General features: G+C 72.6%; 13 protein-coding genes. 9 read left to right on the plus strand and 4 right to left on the minus strand.

What is annotated here, in order from left to right:
- From AB0M27_RS00005 to AB0M27_RS00035, 7 genes are all read left to right on the plus strand, one after another.
- A partial coding sequence (locus AB0M27_RS00005; protein ID WP_365716176.1) for a serine hydrolase occupies positions 1 to 1,965 on the plus strand: 1,965 nt, incomplete at its 5' end.
- A 34-nt stretch (positions 1,966 to 1,999) separates the two neighbouring features.
- Positions 2,000 to 2,923: an ornithine carbamoyltransferase gene (locus AB0M27_RS00010; protein WP_365716178.1), complete on the plus strand. Its 924-nt coding sequence runs from the start codon at positions 2,000 to 2,002 to the stop codon at positions 2,921 to 2,923.
- Entirely contained in the window at positions 2,920 to 4,221 is a 1,302-nt protein-coding gene (locus AB0M27_RS00015) for an MFS transporter (protein WP_365716180.1), read from the plus strand. Before AB0M27_RS00010 ends, AB0M27_RS00015 begins: the two co-directional genes overlap by 4 nt.
- A 7-nt stretch (positions 4,222 to 4,228) precedes the next feature.
- Positions 4,229 to 4,978, plus strand: coding sequence for an alpha/beta fold hydrolase (locus tag AB0M27_RS00020; protein ID WP_365716182.1), 750 nt, complete (start codon positions 4,229 to 4,231; stop codon positions 4,976 to 4,978).
- Between the two features lie 3 nt (positions 4,979 to 4,981).
- Positions 4,982 to 5,920 (plus strand): TauD/TfdA family dioxygenase, encoded by a 939-nt coding sequence (locus AB0M27_RS00025; RefSeq protein ID WP_365716184.1) that lies wholly within the window; start codon positions 4,982 to 4,984, stop codon positions 5,918 to 5,920.
- A 4-nt stretch (positions 5,921 to 5,924) separates the two neighbouring features.
- Entirely contained in the window at positions 5,925 to 6,701 is a 777-nt protein-coding gene (locus tag AB0M27_RS00030) for a 4'-phosphopantetheinyl transferase superfamily protein (RefSeq protein ID WP_365716186.1), read from the plus strand.
- Positions 6,698 to 7,642, plus strand: a complete 945-nt coding sequence (locus AB0M27_RS00035) for a TauD/TfdA family dioxygenase (protein WP_365716188.1) — start codon at positions 6,698 to 6,700, stop codon at positions 7,640 to 7,642. Before AB0M27_RS00030 ends, AB0M27_RS00035 begins: the two co-directional genes overlap by 4 nt.
- 281 nt (positions 7,643 to 7,923) lie before the next feature.
- Here AB0M27_RS00035 and AB0M27_RS00040 read toward each other — a convergent pair whose 3' ends face one another.
- The 4 genes from AB0M27_RS00040 to AB0M27_RS00055 form a co-directional block, all read right to left on the minus strand.
- Positions 7,924 to 10,380: an FtsX-like permease family protein gene (locus tag AB0M27_RS00040; RefSeq protein ID WP_365716189.1), complete on the minus strand. Its 2,457-nt coding sequence runs from the start codon at positions 10,378 to 10,380 to the stop codon at positions 7,924 to 7,926.
- The gene (locus tag AB0M27_RS00045; protein ID WP_365716191.1) at positions 10,374 to 11,111 is read right to left on the minus strand and encodes an ABC transporter ATP-binding protein; all 738 of its coding nucleotides are present in this window, start codon (positions 11,109 to 11,111) and stop codon (positions 10,374 to 10,376) included. The genes AB0M27_RS00040 and AB0M27_RS00045 overlap by 7 nt, the downstream gene beginning before the upstream one ends.
- 148 nt (positions 11,112 to 11,259) lie before the next feature.
- Positions 11,260 to 11,775, minus strand: a complete 516-nt coding sequence (locus AB0M27_RS00050) for a DedA family protein (protein WP_365716193.1) — start codon at positions 11,773 to 11,775, stop codon at positions 11,260 to 11,262.
- Positions 11,776 to 11,891: 116 nt separating this feature from the next.
- Positions 11,892 to 13,736, minus strand: coding sequence for a BTAD domain-containing putative transcriptional regulator (locus AB0M27_RS00055; protein ID WP_365716197.1), 1,845 nt, complete (start codon positions 13,734 to 13,736; stop codon positions 11,892 to 11,894).
- Between the two features lie 289 nt (positions 13,737 to 14,025).
- Here AB0M27_RS00055 and AB0M27_RS00060 point away from each other — a divergent pair, with 289 nt between their 5' ends.
- Positions 14,026 to 15,288, plus strand: a complete 1,263-nt coding sequence (locus AB0M27_RS00060) for a sensor domain-containing protein (protein ID WP_365716832.1) — start codon at positions 14,026 to 14,028, stop codon at positions 15,286 to 15,288.
- Positions 15,261 to 15,920: a response regulator transcription factor gene (locus AB0M27_RS00065; RefSeq protein WP_365716199.1), complete on the plus strand. Its 660-nt coding sequence runs from the start codon at positions 15,261 to 15,263 to the stop codon at positions 15,918 to 15,920. Before AB0M27_RS00060 ends, AB0M27_RS00065 begins: the two co-directional genes overlap by 28 nt.
- Positions 15,921 to 15,948: the final 28 nt, after the last annotated feature.

Consider the following 15,948-nt stretch of genomic DNA (forward strand, 5'->3'; position numbering starts at 1 on the left):
GTCAAGATCCGCGGCTACCGGGTCGAACTCGGCGAGATCCAGGCGGTGCTGGCCGAACACCCCGCCGTCCGCGAGGCGTTCGTGACGACCCACGAGCCGGTTCCCGGTGACCGCCGCCTGGTCGCGTACTGGACGGCGACGGCGGACGCCGCCGAGCCGTCCGCGGAGGAGCTGTCCGGACACTGCGCGGCGCGGCTGCCGGAGTACATGCTGCCCGCGGCCTTCGTGGCGCTGGAGACGATGCCGCTCAACGCCAACGGCAAGGTCGACCGCCGCGCCCTGCCCGTGCCCGACCGCGGGGCACTGCGCACCGGCTCGGACCACGTGCCGCCCCGCACGCCCACGGAGAAGGCCCTCGCCGCCATCTGGTCCGACGTTCTGGGCGTCGACGAGATCGGCGTCCACGACCGCTTCTTCGACCTCGGCGGCCACTCGCTGCTGATGATCAAGGTTCTGGCGGCGGCCCGCGCGGCCGGGCTGGCGGTCTCGATCTACCGCATGTACCAGCACGACACCCTGATCGACCTGGCGGCGGCGGTCGACGCGGACGCGGCGGCACATGCCGCACCCGGGAACACCGGCACCGCGCCCGTGCCGCACACCCCGGCCGCCGAGCAACCGGTGAGCGCGGACACCCCCTCCACCGGGGCGCCGGGGGAGGACGCCGCGGACCGTGCCCCCGCCACCGTCGAGGTTCCCACCGAGCTGCTGGCACGGCTGCTGCAGCAGGCCGCGGCGGGTGATCCGGACGCGTTGGCGACCGGGGCACCGGCACAGGCCGCCGCGCTGATCGGGGCGGTGGCGCGGGCGCGGGGCGGCCCCGTGACGGGCACGACCGGACCGGTCGCGAGCGTGACGGGAATCGATGCCGTCATGGCCGACCACCATGTGCCCGGCCTCGCCCTCGCCGTCATCCGTGACGGCGCGGTCGCGTCCGTGGCGGGCCACGGCGTGCTGGCCGCGGGCGGGGACGCGCCGGTGACGGCGCGGACCCTCTTCCAAGTCGGCTCCATCAGCAAACACGTGACCGCGCTGGGCGTGCTGCGCCTGGTGGCCGAGGGGGTGATCGACCTCGACACCAACATCGAGACGTACCTGACGTCCTGGCACCTGGCCGACGCCCCGGACGCCCCCGGACCGGTCACCCCGCGGCTGCTGCTCGGGCACCGGGCCGGCCTCGCGCGGCAGCGCAGCGTCGGGTTCCGGCCCGGCGAGCCGATGCCGGGCCTGCTCGACCTGCTGGACGGCAGGCCGCCGGCGAACACGTCACGGGTGCGCCGCGAACTGCCGCCGGGCGGGACCTTCCGCAAGAGCAGCACGCACTACTGGGTGCTCCAGCAGCTGCTTCAGGACGCCACGGGGGAGGAGTTCGAGCCGCTGATGCGGCGTCTGGTGCTGGACCCGCTCGGTCTCGCCGACACCAGCTTCGACCAGGACCACCCGCGCGCCTCCGGGCTTTCCGTGGCCCTCGGCCACGACGCCCACGGCGCCGTGCTCAAGGGCGGCTGGCGCACCCGCGCACACCTCGCGGCAGCCGGCCTGTGGACGACCGCGGCCGACACCGCCCGGTTCGTGGTCGCCGTACGGGACGCCTTGCTCGGGGCACCGGGCGCGCTGGTGCCGCAGGCCCTCGCCCGTGAGCTGCTGGCGGGCGAGACCGGCACCTTCTACGGACTCGGCACGATCGTCGACGACAGCGGCGACGACCTGGAGTTCGGCCACGGGGGCGAGCCCTCGGGCTACTGGAACATGGCGATCAGCCGACTCCACGGCGGCACCGGTTTCGTCGCACTGACCAACGCCGACTCCGGCAAGGCGGTGGTCAAGCACCTCACCGCCGAACTGGGCCGCGACGACAGCGCCTTCGGCACCGGGCGACTGGCCGCCGACTGGCGCTCCGCCGGGCGGTCCGCCGAACTCCCCGCGGTCCTCGCCCCTGTCGTCACCGACGAGGAGCGGGCATGACCCGCGCCTCCCACGCACCCTCCAGGAGGAACCCGTGGCATCCGTACGGCATCTGATCTCCATCGACGACCTCGACGACAACGACCTGTACGCGCTCGTCGCCCGCGGTGCCGAGTTCTCGGCCGGCACCGCGGCCCGCTCCGCCCCGCTGGCCGGCGACGTCGTGGGCGTCTACTTCAGCAAGACCTCGACCCGCACCCGCACCGCCTTCTCCAGCGGCGCGCTGCGCCTGGGCGCGCAGATCATCGCGTACGGACCCGGCGACCTCCAGCTCAACACCGGTGAGACCAGCGAGGACACCGGCAGGGTGATGTCCCGCATGCTCGACGTCCTGGTCGCCCGCACCGCGGGCGACCCCGCCGAGATGCGCGCCTGGGCCGCCCAGGAGCGCATGGCCGTCATCAACGCCATGAGCGCCGACGAGCACCCGACGCAGGCGCTCACCGACCTGACCACCCTGCGGCGGCAGTTCGGCGGCGTCGAGGGACTGCGCGTGCTCTACGTCGGTGAGGGCAACAACACGGCGTCGGCGCTCGCGCTCGCCCTGACCCGGTTCCCGGGCGTCGAGTTCGAGCTGCGCACACCGCCCGGGTACGGTCTGGCTCCGCGCTACGGCGAGCGCGCCGCCGCACAGGCCGCCCGGTACGGCGCGGTGTTCCGCGAGCGCCACGACATGACCGACCTGCCCGGCGGCCTGGACGTCGTGTACACCACGCGTTGGCAGACCACCGGCACCAGCAAGCCCGACCCCAACTGGCGAGCGGTGTTCGCGCCGTTCCAGGTGACCGCGGCGTTGTGGGAGAACAGCCCCAAGGCCGTGTTCATGCACGACCTGCCCGCGCACCGCGGCGACGAGGTAACGGCCGAGGTGCTCGACGGCCCGGCCAGCATCGCCTTCGAACAGGCCGAGAACAAGATGCACAGCGCGATGGCGGTCCTGGAGTGGTGCCGTACATGACCCTCGTCGAGGGCGCCGGGAGCGGACCCGGGTCCGCTCCCGGCGCGGTCGCGGCCTCGCCCCCGCCGCTGCGCCGCAATCGCGACTTCCTGCTCCTGTGGTCGGGGGCGAGCATGTCGTTCCTGGCCAACCGGGTCACGGCAGTCGCCTACCCGCTGATCGTGCTGTGGCACACCGGTTCCCCGCTGGCCATGTCCGTGGTGTCCACGGCGGCGCTGCTGCCGCTGCTGCTCGTGCAGTTGCCGGCCGGTGCCCTCGTGGACCGCTGGGACCGGCGCCGGCTGATGCTGGTGTGCGAGACGGGCCGGGTCGCCGCCGTGGGCAGCGTGGCGCTCGCCCTCGCGGCGGGCCGGGTGACGGTCGCGCACCTGGCGGCCGTGGCGTTCACGGAGGCGTCCCTCGCCGTGTTCTACCGGCTCGCCGAGCGCGGCGCCGTACGCAACATCGTGCATCCGGAGCACCTGTCCACGGCGTTCTCGCAGAACGAGGCACGGGGCCGGGCGGCGGGGCTGCTCGGACAGCCCGGCGGTGTGCTGCTGCAGTCGGCGGGCCGCTGGGTGCCGTTCGGTTTCGGCGCGCTGGGCTACCTCGTCTCCGCCCTCAGCCTGCTGCTCATCCGCAAGGACTTCCAGCAGGAACGCAACCCCACCGCCGGCCGGCGCGGCATGTCCGGCGAGGTCGCCGAGGGGATGCGCTGGCTGTGGCGACAGCGGTTCCTGCGCGCGGCGTTCGGCTATGTCGCCGGCACCAACATCCTTTTCCAGATGCTCGCGCTCGCCCTGATCCTGCGGATCAAGGAGGCGGGGCTGCCGTCGGCGACCCTCGCGATCGTGCTGGGCATCGGCGGTGTCGGCGGTCTGTGCGGGGCGCTCGCGGGCGGCCGGATCCAGCGCCGGATCCGGCAGCGCACCCTGCTGGTCGCCGGGGCCGTCACCTGGACGGTGCTGATCGGGGCCATGGGATTCACCCGCGGGCCCGTGGCGCTCGGCGCGCTGTACGCGGGCACCGGATTCGTGGGCGCCGTGTTCAACGTTGCCGCCGCCGTCTACCAGGTGCGCACCACCCCCGACGAGCTCCAGGGCCGGGTCGCCGCCACCGCGGGACTCATCGGCTCGGGAACCAACGCGCTCGGCTCGTTCGCCGGAGGCCTGCTCCTCGCCGCCTGTGGCGCCCTGCCCACGGTCCGCGCGATCGCCGCCGCCATGGCCGTACTGGCCCTGTTCGCCGCACTGGCACCGGACCTGAAGGGAGAGATCCGGGATGACGGAACCGTCACCGGCACCGACGCGGCCCACTGACCGGACCGTGCGGGACGACTTGTGGCTGCGGCGCTACCGTCCCGCCTCCGGCCGCGCGCCGAGGATCCGCCTCGTGTGCTTCCCGCACGCGGGCGGCAACGCCCAGCTCTTCCACGGCTGGCCCGCCCACCTGCCGGACGACGTGGAACTGCTGGCGGTCCGCTACCCGGGCCGCCAGGAGCGGCTGGCCGAGCCCTTCGTCGGGGACATGAACACGCTCGCCGACGCGGTCACCACCGCGCTGCTGCCCCACCTCGGCCGGCCCGTCGCCCTGTTCGGGCACAGCATGGGCTCCTCCGTCGCCTATGAGACCGCGCTCCGGCTGGAGTACCGGCACGGGGTCGTCCCGCGGCGCCTGGTGGTCTCGGCCCGCTCCGCGCCCCACCGCTCCCGCCCCACCGGGCTGCACCTGCGCGACGACGACGAACTGGTCGCCGGGGTGCGCCGGCTGGGTTCGCTGGGCTCGGAAGCCTACGACATCCCGGAACTGCGCGAGCTGTTGCTGCCCGTCCTGCGCGCCGACTACCGGCTCATCGAGAGCTACCGCCCCGCCTCGCCGCCCGTGCCGACGCGGGCCCCGATCACCGCGTGCCTCGGGCTCGGCGACCCGGGCTGTGACCCCGACGACGTACTGGCCTGGTCCGAGCTGACCCGCGTCCAGGACTTCGCCCTGCGCACTTATCCGGGCGACCACTTCTACCTCGCCGAGCGGGAGGCCGAGCTGGTCGCCGACATCACCAAGGACCTGGAGGCATGAACCATGACGCAGACGAACATCTGGACACCCCTGGAGATCGAGTCCGAGGGCGTCGGTGGCACCGACGAACTGATCGGCCGGCTCGACGACATGGGTCCGGAGGAGCTCACCCGGATGCTGACGGAGGAGAAGGGCCTGGTGTTCCGGGGTTTCGAGGCCAGCCCTGACCGCCTGGACCAGGTGCTCGGCCGGCTGCTGCCCAACCGGCTCGCCTATGTGCACGGCAACTCGCCGCGCACCAAGGTCGGCAGCAACGTCTACACCTCGACCGAATACCCGCGGGAGTTCACCATCTCCATGCACAACGAGATGAGCTACGCCCACTCCTGGCCGGCCCGCCTCGCCTTCTACTGCCAGATTCAGCCGGGCAGCGGCGGTGCCACCCCCGTCGTCGACGCCGCGCTCTGGCTCGAGTCCCTCGACGACGAGGTGCGCGAGGCCTTCGCGGGCGGGGTGCGCTATGTGCAGAACCTGCACGACGGCTACGGCCTGGGCAAGAGCTGGCAGGACACCTTCGAGACGACCAGCCGCGAGGAGGTGGAGGCGTTCCTCGAGCCGACCGGCGCCACATGGGAGTGGAAGGCCGACGGAGGCATTCGAGTCTCCTCGGTGCGTCCGGCCACCACCCGGCACCCGGACACCGGCACCGAGGTGTGGTTCAACCAGGCCGACCAGTGGCACCCGGCCGGCCTGGGCGACGAAACGGCGGCCGCCCTGGTGCAGATCCTGCCCGAGGAGGACCTGCCGCAGCACGTCACCTTCGCCGACGGCAGCCCCATTCCCGCCGAGTACGTCGTCCAGATCCGCGACCGCGGCCTGGAGCACGCCGTCGACGTCGACTGGCGCACCGGTGACCTGCTGCTCATTGACAACGTCCTGCTCGCCCACGGCCGCCGCCCGTTCACCGGCGACCGCCGGATCCTGGTCGCGATGTCGGACTGAGGCGATGACCACCACCGCGTACGAATCGCTCGGGGACAGCGACGCGGTCCACATCTGGCGCGGCCGGGCCCCCGATGTGCTCGGCCCGGGTGACACCGAACCGCTGTCGGACGAGGAGTCGGGGAAGGCCGGGCGGCTGCCGGCCGCGGCCGCGCTACGGTACGCGGCCGCGCACACGGCTGTGCGCCGGGTGCTCTCCGGATATCTCGGCGTGCCGCCGCGCGACGTGGTCTTCGGCAGGCGCCCGTGTCCGCGCTGCGCCCACCCCGGGCACGGCCGGCCGCGGATCGACTGGCCGCCCACCGACCTGGAGTTCAGCCTCTCGCGTTCCGGCCCGCACTGGCTGCTCGCCGTGGTCGCCGGGCGCCGGGTGGGCGTGGACCTGGAGGGCGGCCGCCCGCTGGACGTGGACGGCGCCTCCCGGTTCGCGATGAGCGCCGCCGAACTCGCCCACGTCCTGTCCGCACCCGACGACAGGGCGCGCACGCATGCCTTCTTCCGGTGCTGGACGCGGAAGGAGGCCGTCGTCAAGGCGATCGGCGTCGGCATCGTCACGGACCTCAGCAGCATCGACACACAACCCGCCGAGGACGGTCCGGCACTGGTCACCCATGCCGAGGGCAGCGGCCCCGGCACCTGGCTGGTGCAAGACCTGCCGGTGCCCGACGGCGTCTTCGCGGCACTCGCCCGGGAGACGGGCCCGGCAGGGCCCGTCGTGGTCCGGGACTACGACGAAGGCCTGGCAGGCACCGCGCACACGAGAGAGGTATTGGTCCGATGACCGCGATCGAGTACACCGGAGAGCCGGGCGCCCCGGTCCACGAGTTCATCCGCGCCCACCGCGAGAAGCTGCGGACGGTCCTCGGCGAGCGCGGCGCGATCCTGCTGCGCGGCTTCGAGGTCGGCGGGGTCGACGGGTTCGACGCGGTGGTGCACGCCTTCTCCGGCAGCGGGCCGCTGCGCTATGCCGAGCGGTCCTCGCCGCGCTCCACGATCAAGGGGCAGGTCTACACGTCGACGGACTATCCCGCCGACGAGGAGATCTTCCTGCACAACGAGAACTCGTACCAGGCGGTCTGGCCCAACACGCTCTACTTCTACTGCATCGAGCCCGCCCACACCCGGGGCGCGACCCCGCTCGCGGACATCCGTGAGGTGTACCGGGCCATCGACCCCGCGGTGCGGGAGGAGTTCGTGCGGCGCGGCGGCTGGCGCGTGGTGCGCAACTTCCACGCGGACTTCGGCGTGTCGTGGCAGGAGTCGTTCGGCAGCGACGACCGGGACGCGGTCGTGGCGTACTGCCGGGACAAAGGCATCACGGCCGAATGGCGCACGGACGGTGGGCTGCGCACCACGGCGGTCCGGCCGGTGGTGCGCACCCATCCGGTCTCCGGCGAGCAGGTGTGGTTCAACCACGCCACCTTCTGGCACGTCACCTCGCTGGCACCGGAGGTGCGGGAAGGGCTCAGGGAGATCTTCGCCGACGAGGACCTGCCCACCAACACCTACTTCGGCGACGGCGGGCGCATCCCGGACGAGACGGTCGCGCACCTGCGAGACGCCTACCGCTCGGCGACGACCCGCTTCGACTGGCAGCGCGACGACGTGCTGATCGTCGACAACATGCTCGCCGCGCACGGCCGGGAACCGTTCACCGGTCCTCGGAAGATCGCGGTGGCGATGGCCGAGCTGTCCGACGCGTCGGCTGCCGGAACGAGCTGACACGAGGACCCGTCGCACGGCAGCAACCCGCCTGGTGCCGCGGCCGTGCGACGGGTCCTGCACGTACGAGACGGCCGGGTGCCCCGAGAGGGGTGCCCGGCCGTCTTCCGTTACGGCTCTCCGTGCGCGTCCGTCGAACACCGGACGGCCGGGACGCTCTCCAAGAGACGTCCCGGCCGTCGATGCTCCGCGGCGCGGGCCACGGGGGTGGAGCCGCGCGTCGCGGAGGATCGGCGCCGGCCGGGGCGGGGGAACGTACCGTCCGGCGCCGGGTAAGCGGGTCACTCCCGCACGCCCGCCAGCTCCACCGCACGGCGGCGCAGGGCGACCGAGGCGGGGGCGACGGACGAGACCACGGCGAGCAACGCGCAGGCGCCCACGGCCACGCCGATGGCCGTCCAGGGGAGTTCGATCGTGGTCCACACCGACAGCACGCCCAGGGCGCTCCACATGCCCGCCAGATTGAGCGCGGCGACGATGAGTCCCAGCACCGCGCCGACCGCGACGACCATCAGCGCCTCGGCGCCCACCAGCCGCAACACCTGCCACCGGGTGGCCCCGGCCAGCCGCAGCACCGCCAGGTCGCGCACCCGGTCGGAGGTCGCCATGACCATGGTGTTGGCCAGCGAGATACCGGTGTACAGCAGGGCGATGCCCAGCACCAGCAGGAAGCCCATCCGGGTCGTCCGGTTCGTCTCGGGGTAACTGGCCTGCACCCACTGGGCCCTGGTGAGGACCTGCCCGCCCGAGGTGTGCACCGCGGCCCGCAGTCCGGCGGCCACGGCGCTTGCGTCGACGCCGTCCGCGAGGGCCACGTCGACCCGGTCGACGGATGCGCCCGGGGCGTTGCGCGGCGTGACGTAGACGCCGTTGTTGCCGGTCCCGGCGGTCATCACCGCGGCGATCCGCAGTGTCTTCGCCGTACCGTCGCCGAGCCACACCCGCACCCGCTGTCCGACGGTGTGCTGCTGCCACTCCTCGTTGACGATGATCGAGTCGTCGTCGAGGTCGCTCGCCTTCCCGGAGGCGATCGGCAGGTGGGTGGTCGCGGTGAGCGGGCCAGGGGTCGCCGCGCGGGCCTCGTCCCTGTTGAGCGCCACACCGTCCTCCAGGACGTAGACGGCGCTGGACGAGCTCGCGGACACCTCGGCGCCGGGCACGTCGCGCAGCTTCCGCAGAGTCGCCGGGTCGAAGCCTGCGTTGCCCGCCGGGGTGACGACGAAGGCGGCGGTCGTCTGCTCGCGCGTCTCGGTGGCCTTCGCCTCGTTCAGCGTCGCGGTGGCACCGAGCAGCGAGCCCGCGAGCGCGACCGTGACCAGAACCGGCGCCGCGATCGCGGCGGTCCGCCGCACGCCGGCGGCGGCGTTCTCCCGCACCAGCATGCCGCCGGCACCGGGCAGCTGGGCCGGTAGCCAGGCGAGCAACCGGGTCAGCGGGCGCACCACCACGGGCGCGAGCAGCGCCACCGCGGTGATCAGCAGCATCGGCCGGCTCACGTAGGTCTTGCGGTGCAGCAGGTCACCCGGGTCGCTGAACAGCGCCATCGCCAGCGTCACGACGGCGGTGAGCAGCAACCCCGCGCCGAACAGCCAGCGGCCCCACGTCATCGTCCGGCTGTCCACGGACGCCTCGCGCAGCGCCTGGGTGGGGCCGGTGCGGCCCGCCCGCCAGGACGCGGCCACCACACCGCACAGCGCGACGACCAGGCCTGTCGCGAAGGCCATGTAGTACGGCCAGGTGGCGGCGCCGATCCCGAACCAGCTCGGGGCGAGGCCCCCGTCGACCACCCACGTGGCCAGCCGGGGCGCACCGTACGCGCCGAGCACGCAGCCGGCGGCCGAGGCGAGCACGCCGACCAGGAGAGCCTCGGCGAACACCATCCTGCGGATCTGTCCCGGAGTCGCCCCGGCCGTACGCAGCAGCCCGAACTCCCGGCGCCGCTGCGCCACCGAGAACGCGAAGGTGGACGCCACCACGAAGACCGAGACGAAGGTGGTCACGCCGCCCGCGGTGCCGAACATGGCGTTCATCGCGGTGAGCGCCTCGCTGTCCCGGTCGGGGTCCGCGTCGGCGTAGCGTCGCCCGTCACCGGTGAGGACCCGCACGCCGTCGCTGCCGCGCACCGCCGCGCGCACCGCCGCGGCGTCCGCGTCCACGACCGACTGGGTACTGACCGGCGCCAGTTGGGCGGCGCGGGCGTCGGTGTAGAAGACGGCGTGCTCGAAGCCGCGTGCGGCGACGTTTCCGACCACCCGGACGGTGCCGCGATCGGTCCGCACACGCTCGCCCGGCCTCGCCCAGTCGCCGCTGACGACGACCTCGTCGGCCGCGCGGGGTGCGTGTCCCCTGCCGATCTCGTACGGGGCGAAGGCGGCCGTGGACCAGGGGTGTCCCACCAGGTTGCCCGGCCCGCCCTGGGCCCGTACGGCGAACGACCGGTCCTGAACGACGGTGCCGAGATTCTTCAGTTTCGTGAGAATCTCGGCCGGCACGGGGCGCGGCTGGGCGAGCTTCTGGACCCGCTCGCCGATCGGGGTGGACACCCGCAGCGTGTCCGCTCCCTTGACCACGACCGCCGCGGCGGCGAATCGCTCCGGCTTGCGGTCGGGCGCGTCCAGCGACGAGGCGAGGGCCAGGCCCATCACGGCGATCAGCGCGACACCGAGCGAGAGCGCGACGAAGCTGCCCACGAAGGTGACCCAGCGGGTGCGCAGGGTGCGCAGGGCGACACTCAGCACGGCGCGGCCTCCAGCTTGGTCATGCGGGCGGCGATGTCGTCGGCGCTCGCCCCGAGCATCTCGCCGTTGACCCGTCCGTCGACGAGGAAGACGACGCGGTCGGCGTACGAGGCGGCCACCGGATCGTGCGTGACCATGATGACCGTCTGGCCCTCGGAGTCGACCATGCCGCGCAGCAGCTTCAGTACCTCCCGGCTCGTCTGTGAGTCGAGGGCACCGGTCGGCTCGTCGCCGAACAGCACCTCGGGGCGGGTGATCAGGGCGCGGGCGAGGGCGACGCGCTGCTGCTGGCCGCCGGACAGCTCCGTCGGCCGGTGGCCCGCCCGGTCGCCGAGGCCGACCTGGTCGAGAACCTCGCGCACCCGGCCCCTGGACGGCCGGCGGCCGGCGAGCCGAAGGGGCAGCGCCACGTTCTGCTCGGCGGTCAGGGACGGCATCAGGTTGAACGCCTGGAAGACGAACCCGATGCGCTCGCGCCGCAGCAGGGTCAACTTGGTCTCGTTCAGCTTCGTCAGATCGGTCCCGCCCACAGTGACCGAGCCCGACGTGGGGCGGTCCAGCCCGGCGGCGCACTGCAGCAGGGTCGACTTGCCCGAGCCTGAGGGGCCCATGACGGCGGTGAACGTTCCCGCGGGAAACGAGAGCGAGACCTGGTCGAGGGCTGTCACCGCGTTCTCACCCGACCCGTACCGCCTGCTGACGGAGCGCATCTGGATCGCGTCCTTGTTCATCTGTCCCTACTGTTCGGTGTCGGTCCTCCCGCGCACCCGGCGGGACGGAAATCATCGGAAAACGGCGTTAGATACGGCCATTGCGGGCAACCGGGGTGCCGGGCCCGGCGTGTGGCAGATGGCTGCGTCGGCAGCAAGCTGTGCGGGCTCAGCCGGGTCCGGCGGGCCCCAGGAGGTAACCGATCAGGACGAAGGCCGGCGCCCACACGGCGCCGCTGACCACGGACCACAGGAGATAGCGCCGCAATGGCATGCGGGTCGCCCCGCACAGGGTGGGGACGAGTGTGCGCAGCACCGCGACGAAGCGTCCGACGAACACCGCGCAGCCGCCGTGCCGTTCGATCAGGCCGAGGGCCCGCTCGGTGTACCGGCGCCGAAGGGCCGGGCCCCGCTGGGGAGCCAGGACCCACGCCTGCCACCGACGGCCGACCGCGTACCCCACAAGATTGCCCAGGACCGCGCCGACGACCGCGGTGAGCAGCGCCGCCTCGACGGTGACGTGGCCCCGCCAGGCGAGCGCGCCACCCAGGACCACCGCCGTCTGCCCCGGCAGCAGCACGCCCACCATGGGCAGCGCCGCTTCCAAGGCGGGCAGCAGCAGCACCGCGGCGAGGATGCCGGAGCCCCCGTGCGCCGTCATGTGCTCCGCGAGCCATCCCGTCATCAGGCGCCGCCTCTCTCGTCCGCTCGGTGACTCCACGAAACCGTGCGGGGGCACCTCGGCGCAGTGCGGCAGGAGCGAGACTTGGGGTAGGGCCAGCCCTACCCGCGACACTCGGTTCAACTCGCCCGGGTCAGCCGGAGCTTTGCACGGCACTCGTGCGGGCCTGCCGCGATCAGTCGCATCAGTTCGTGGAAGCGGTATCGCGGCGCGCCATCGGCGTCGATGCCGGCCAACTCCAGCACCGACTTCTCGACCAGCCGCTCCAGGAGTTCCTCGGCCACCTCCTGGGGCAGGCCGAGGTCCAGGGCGGCGGCCGTGCTGAACGTCCCGCTCGCCCCGGGTGCCAGGGTGCGGACCAACTCCTGTTCGGTGGCGGGAAGTTGTCGCAGCGCCGAGCCGAGGCTCCGACGTACGTCCAGGTCGCCGGTGCACAACTCCTCGACGCGCAGGGCCGGATCCGACAGGCGCCGGGCAAGCCGGGCCACGGGCCAGTGGGGACGGGCGGCCAGCCGGGTGGCGGCGGCCCGCAGGGCAAGCGGCAGACCGGCACACGCCTCGGTGATGACGCCGGCGGCGTCGCGTTCGACCAGGATCCGCGCGCTTCCGGCGATCGCCGCGAGCAGGGCCAGCGACTCCGTGGTCCCCATGGGGTCGAGCGCGACGGTACGGGAGCCGGGCAGGGCGAACAGCCTGCTGCGGCTGGTGATGAGGACGGCGGCGTCGGTCGTGGCCGGAAGCAGCGCGTCGAGCTGAAGTTCGTCTGTCGCGTCGTCCAGCAGGATCAGCAGCCGGCGGCCCGCAGTACGGGTGCGGTAGCGGCGGATCAGGTCGTCCAGCTGCTCGGGCCCGCCATGGGGCGCCGACGTGTCGTCACAGGGTTCGCCGAGGGCCCGCAGCAACTGCGTGAGGGCGGCGGCGCAGTCCTTGACCGTGCCGTCCTCGCGGCGGAGCCGGACATGGAGCAGGCCGTCGGGGAAGTCGTCGGCCACGGCGTGCACGGCCTGCACGGCCAGCGCGGTCTTGCCGACCCCCGCCATACCGGTGATCAGAATGCGGCGGGCCGGAGAACGGACACCATGATGACCGGATTCGGATGTCAACTGGGCGCATACTTCGGCCAGTTCAACCTCCCGTCCGGTGAAGTCGGCGAGCGCGGGCGGCACCATGACCGGCGGTGTGGTACGCGGTGAGGTCAGGGACGCCCGTGCGGATGCGGGCCGTGGCAGGTGGCCCAACTCTCCGCTGAGCACCGCCTGATGGGTGGCCGTCAGGTCGTGGCCGGGGTCCACGCCGAGTTCCTCGGCGAGCACCTCGCGGCCCTCGTGGAACACCCGGAGCGCCTCGGCCTGCCGTCCGCAGCGGTAGAGGGCGGTCATCAGCTGGGCCCGCAGCCTCTCCCGCACCGGGAACTCGGAGACCAGCCCCCTCAGTTCCGGGACCAGCCGTTCGTGCCGGGCGAGTTCGAGATCGGCGTCGATCCGGTGCTCCAGGGCGCTGGTCCGGGCCTCCTCCAGACGCGGCAGTTCCGCCTCGGCGAGATGCGGTGTCACATTGGCCAGCGCCGGACCGTGCCACAGATCGAGCGCGCGCCGCAGAGCACCGGCCGCCTCCTCGAACCGCCGCTCCTCCAGGGCCTTGCGGCCGAGCCGGTCCAAGCGCTCGAATTCGAGCACGTCGACCTGCGCATCGGTGGCGATCAGCTGGTAACCGGGCTGTCGACGGACCAGGTCGACGCCGGGGCCCAGGAGTTTCCTCAGCCGCGATACGTAGGTGTAGATCTGGGCGTTCATCGTGGCGGGCGGACTCCACCCCCACAGCAGCCCGCTCAGTCGCTCGTCACTCACCACCCGGCCGCGGGCGAGCAGCAGCGCGGCCAGCACCGTGTGCACCTTGGAGCCCGACAGCGCGACGCGTCGCGCACCGTCCCTTGCCTCCACCGGTCCCAAAAGCCGGAATTCCATGAGTCATCCCCCACCTCGTGCGACCTGGGCCGTACAGACGACCCGGTCGGCGCGGAACGCTGAAGGGTCGTTCTCCGGCCAATGTTTGCGTCACCAGGTGGCGGAATTTTGCCTTCGATTTGGCAACAGGCTGCGCTGGCAAGAGGCTGCGAGGAACGCCCCGTGACCCGTCACCCCACCCCGGAAGGTAGAGCTGGCCCTACCCCCGGTCCGCCCCTTGGACCGATGGCACCGGCCGGACGGGCCCTCTACGGTGACGGCCATGCACCCTCGAAACGTGTGGCAGGCCATGTCCAGGCCGGGATTCCTGCTTTCGCCGTGGCCGTGGCGGTCGGTCGGCTATCTGCTCACGGGGGCCTTGGCCGGCGTCGTCGCCCTCGTGGGGCTCCTGGGCGCGGCGGCCGTGGGCGGCGCTCTGGCGATCGTGCTGGTGGGACTTCCGCTGCTGGTCATCGTGGCCCTCGCCGGAATCCCGGTCGCCTGGGCCGAGCGGCACAGGCTCCGTCTGATCGACCGCGATCCGGCACCCGACTGGCATCGGGCACCCGTCGCCGAGGGGCTGTGGCCCTGGCTCACCACACGCCTGAGGGAACAGGCGACGTGGCGGGAGCTCGGCTACGCCCTGCTCTTCGCCGGGGTGCTGTGGCCTGTCGACGCCCTCGCGATCACGGTCGGCCTGCTCTACCCCCTGGCCATGGTCGCGACCCCGCTGCTGATGGCCACGGCAGGCGGCGGCCGGGAAACCAAAGTGCTCAAGGCATGGACGGTCACGGACTGGCCGACGGCCTTCGGCATCGCGGTACTCGGGCTGCTCGCCCTGGTCCTGGGCGCCTACGTCCTGGGGGTGGCGGCCGGTGCCCGGGCCGAACTGACGCGTCTGCTGATCGCGCCGCGCGAGGGCGATCTGGGGGCCAAGGTCGTGGAACTCACGCGCTCGCGCGTCCGGTTGGTCGACGCCTTCGAGGCGGAGCGGCAGCGTATCGAGCGCGATCTGCACGACGGGGCGCAGCAGCGGCTGGTGGCGCTGACCATGACGCTCGGTCTCGCCCGCCTGGACGTGCCGCCGGGGCCGCTCGCCGACCAGCTCGCCAAAGCCCATGAGGAGGCGGGCAAGGCCCTCGCGGAGCTGCGCGAACTCATTCACGGCATCCACCCCAAGGTGCTCACCGACTACGGCCTCGAAGCGGCGGTCACCGACGCTGCGGACCGCTCCGTCGTTCCCGTGGACGTCGACCTGGAACTGGACGGACGGCTGCCCCCGGCGGTGGAGTCCGCCGCGTACTTCGTGGTCTGCGAGGCCCTCGCCAACATCGCCAAGCACAGCGGGGCGAGCCGCGCGGAGGTGACCGGCAGCCACCGTGACGGCCGCCTGTTCCTGCAGGTGTGCGACGACGGCCGGGGCGGTGCGGAGGCCGGGGCCGGCACCGGGCTGACCGGACTGGCGGACCGGGTGTCGGTGCTGGATGGCAGACTCTCCCTGTCCAGCCCGCCGGGCGGACCGACCCTGTTGCGTGTGGAGTTTCCTTGCGAACGGACCGATCGCTGCGCGTAGTACTGGCCGAGGACAGCGTGTTGCTGCGGGAAGGCCTGATCAGCCTGCTCAGCCGCTGTGGTCACGTGGTGGTCGCGGCCGTGGGAGACGCTGTCGCGCTGATCGCCGCTGTCGAGGAGCACGCTCCCGACGTCGTGGTGACGGACGTACGGATGCCCCCGGGCTTCCAGGACGAGGGTCTGCACGCGGCGGTGCAGCTGCGCGACAAACGACCCACTCTGCCCGTCCTGGTCCTCAGCCAGTACGTGCAGCGGACGTACGCCTCCGAACTGCTGGACTCCGGCGACGGAACGAGCGTCGGCTACCTGCTGAAGGACCGGGTGGGGCAGGTCGAGGAGTTCATCGACGCCCTGTGGGAGGTCGCGGAAGGCGGCACCGTCGTCGACCCCGAAGTCGTACGCCAGCTGCTGCGCCGCCGCCGCGATCCGCTCGAGCGGCTCACCCCGCGCGAGCGAGAGGTCCTGGCCCTGATCGCGGAGGGCAAGTCGAACGGGGCGATCGCCCGCGAGCTGGTGGTGTCCGAGGCAGCCGTCGGCAAACACATCAGCAGCATCCTCACCAAGCTGGACCTGCCCCAGACGGACGAGACCCATCGAAGGGTACTGGCGGTCCTCGCCTTCCTGCGGGCGTGACACCTGTTGCCCCTACGTCATGCGGGCG

The organism is Streptomyces sp. NPDC052107, from assembly GCF_040680215.1.
Classification (GTDB): Bacteria; Actinomycetota; Actinomycetes; order Streptomycetales; family Streptomycetaceae; genus Streptomyces.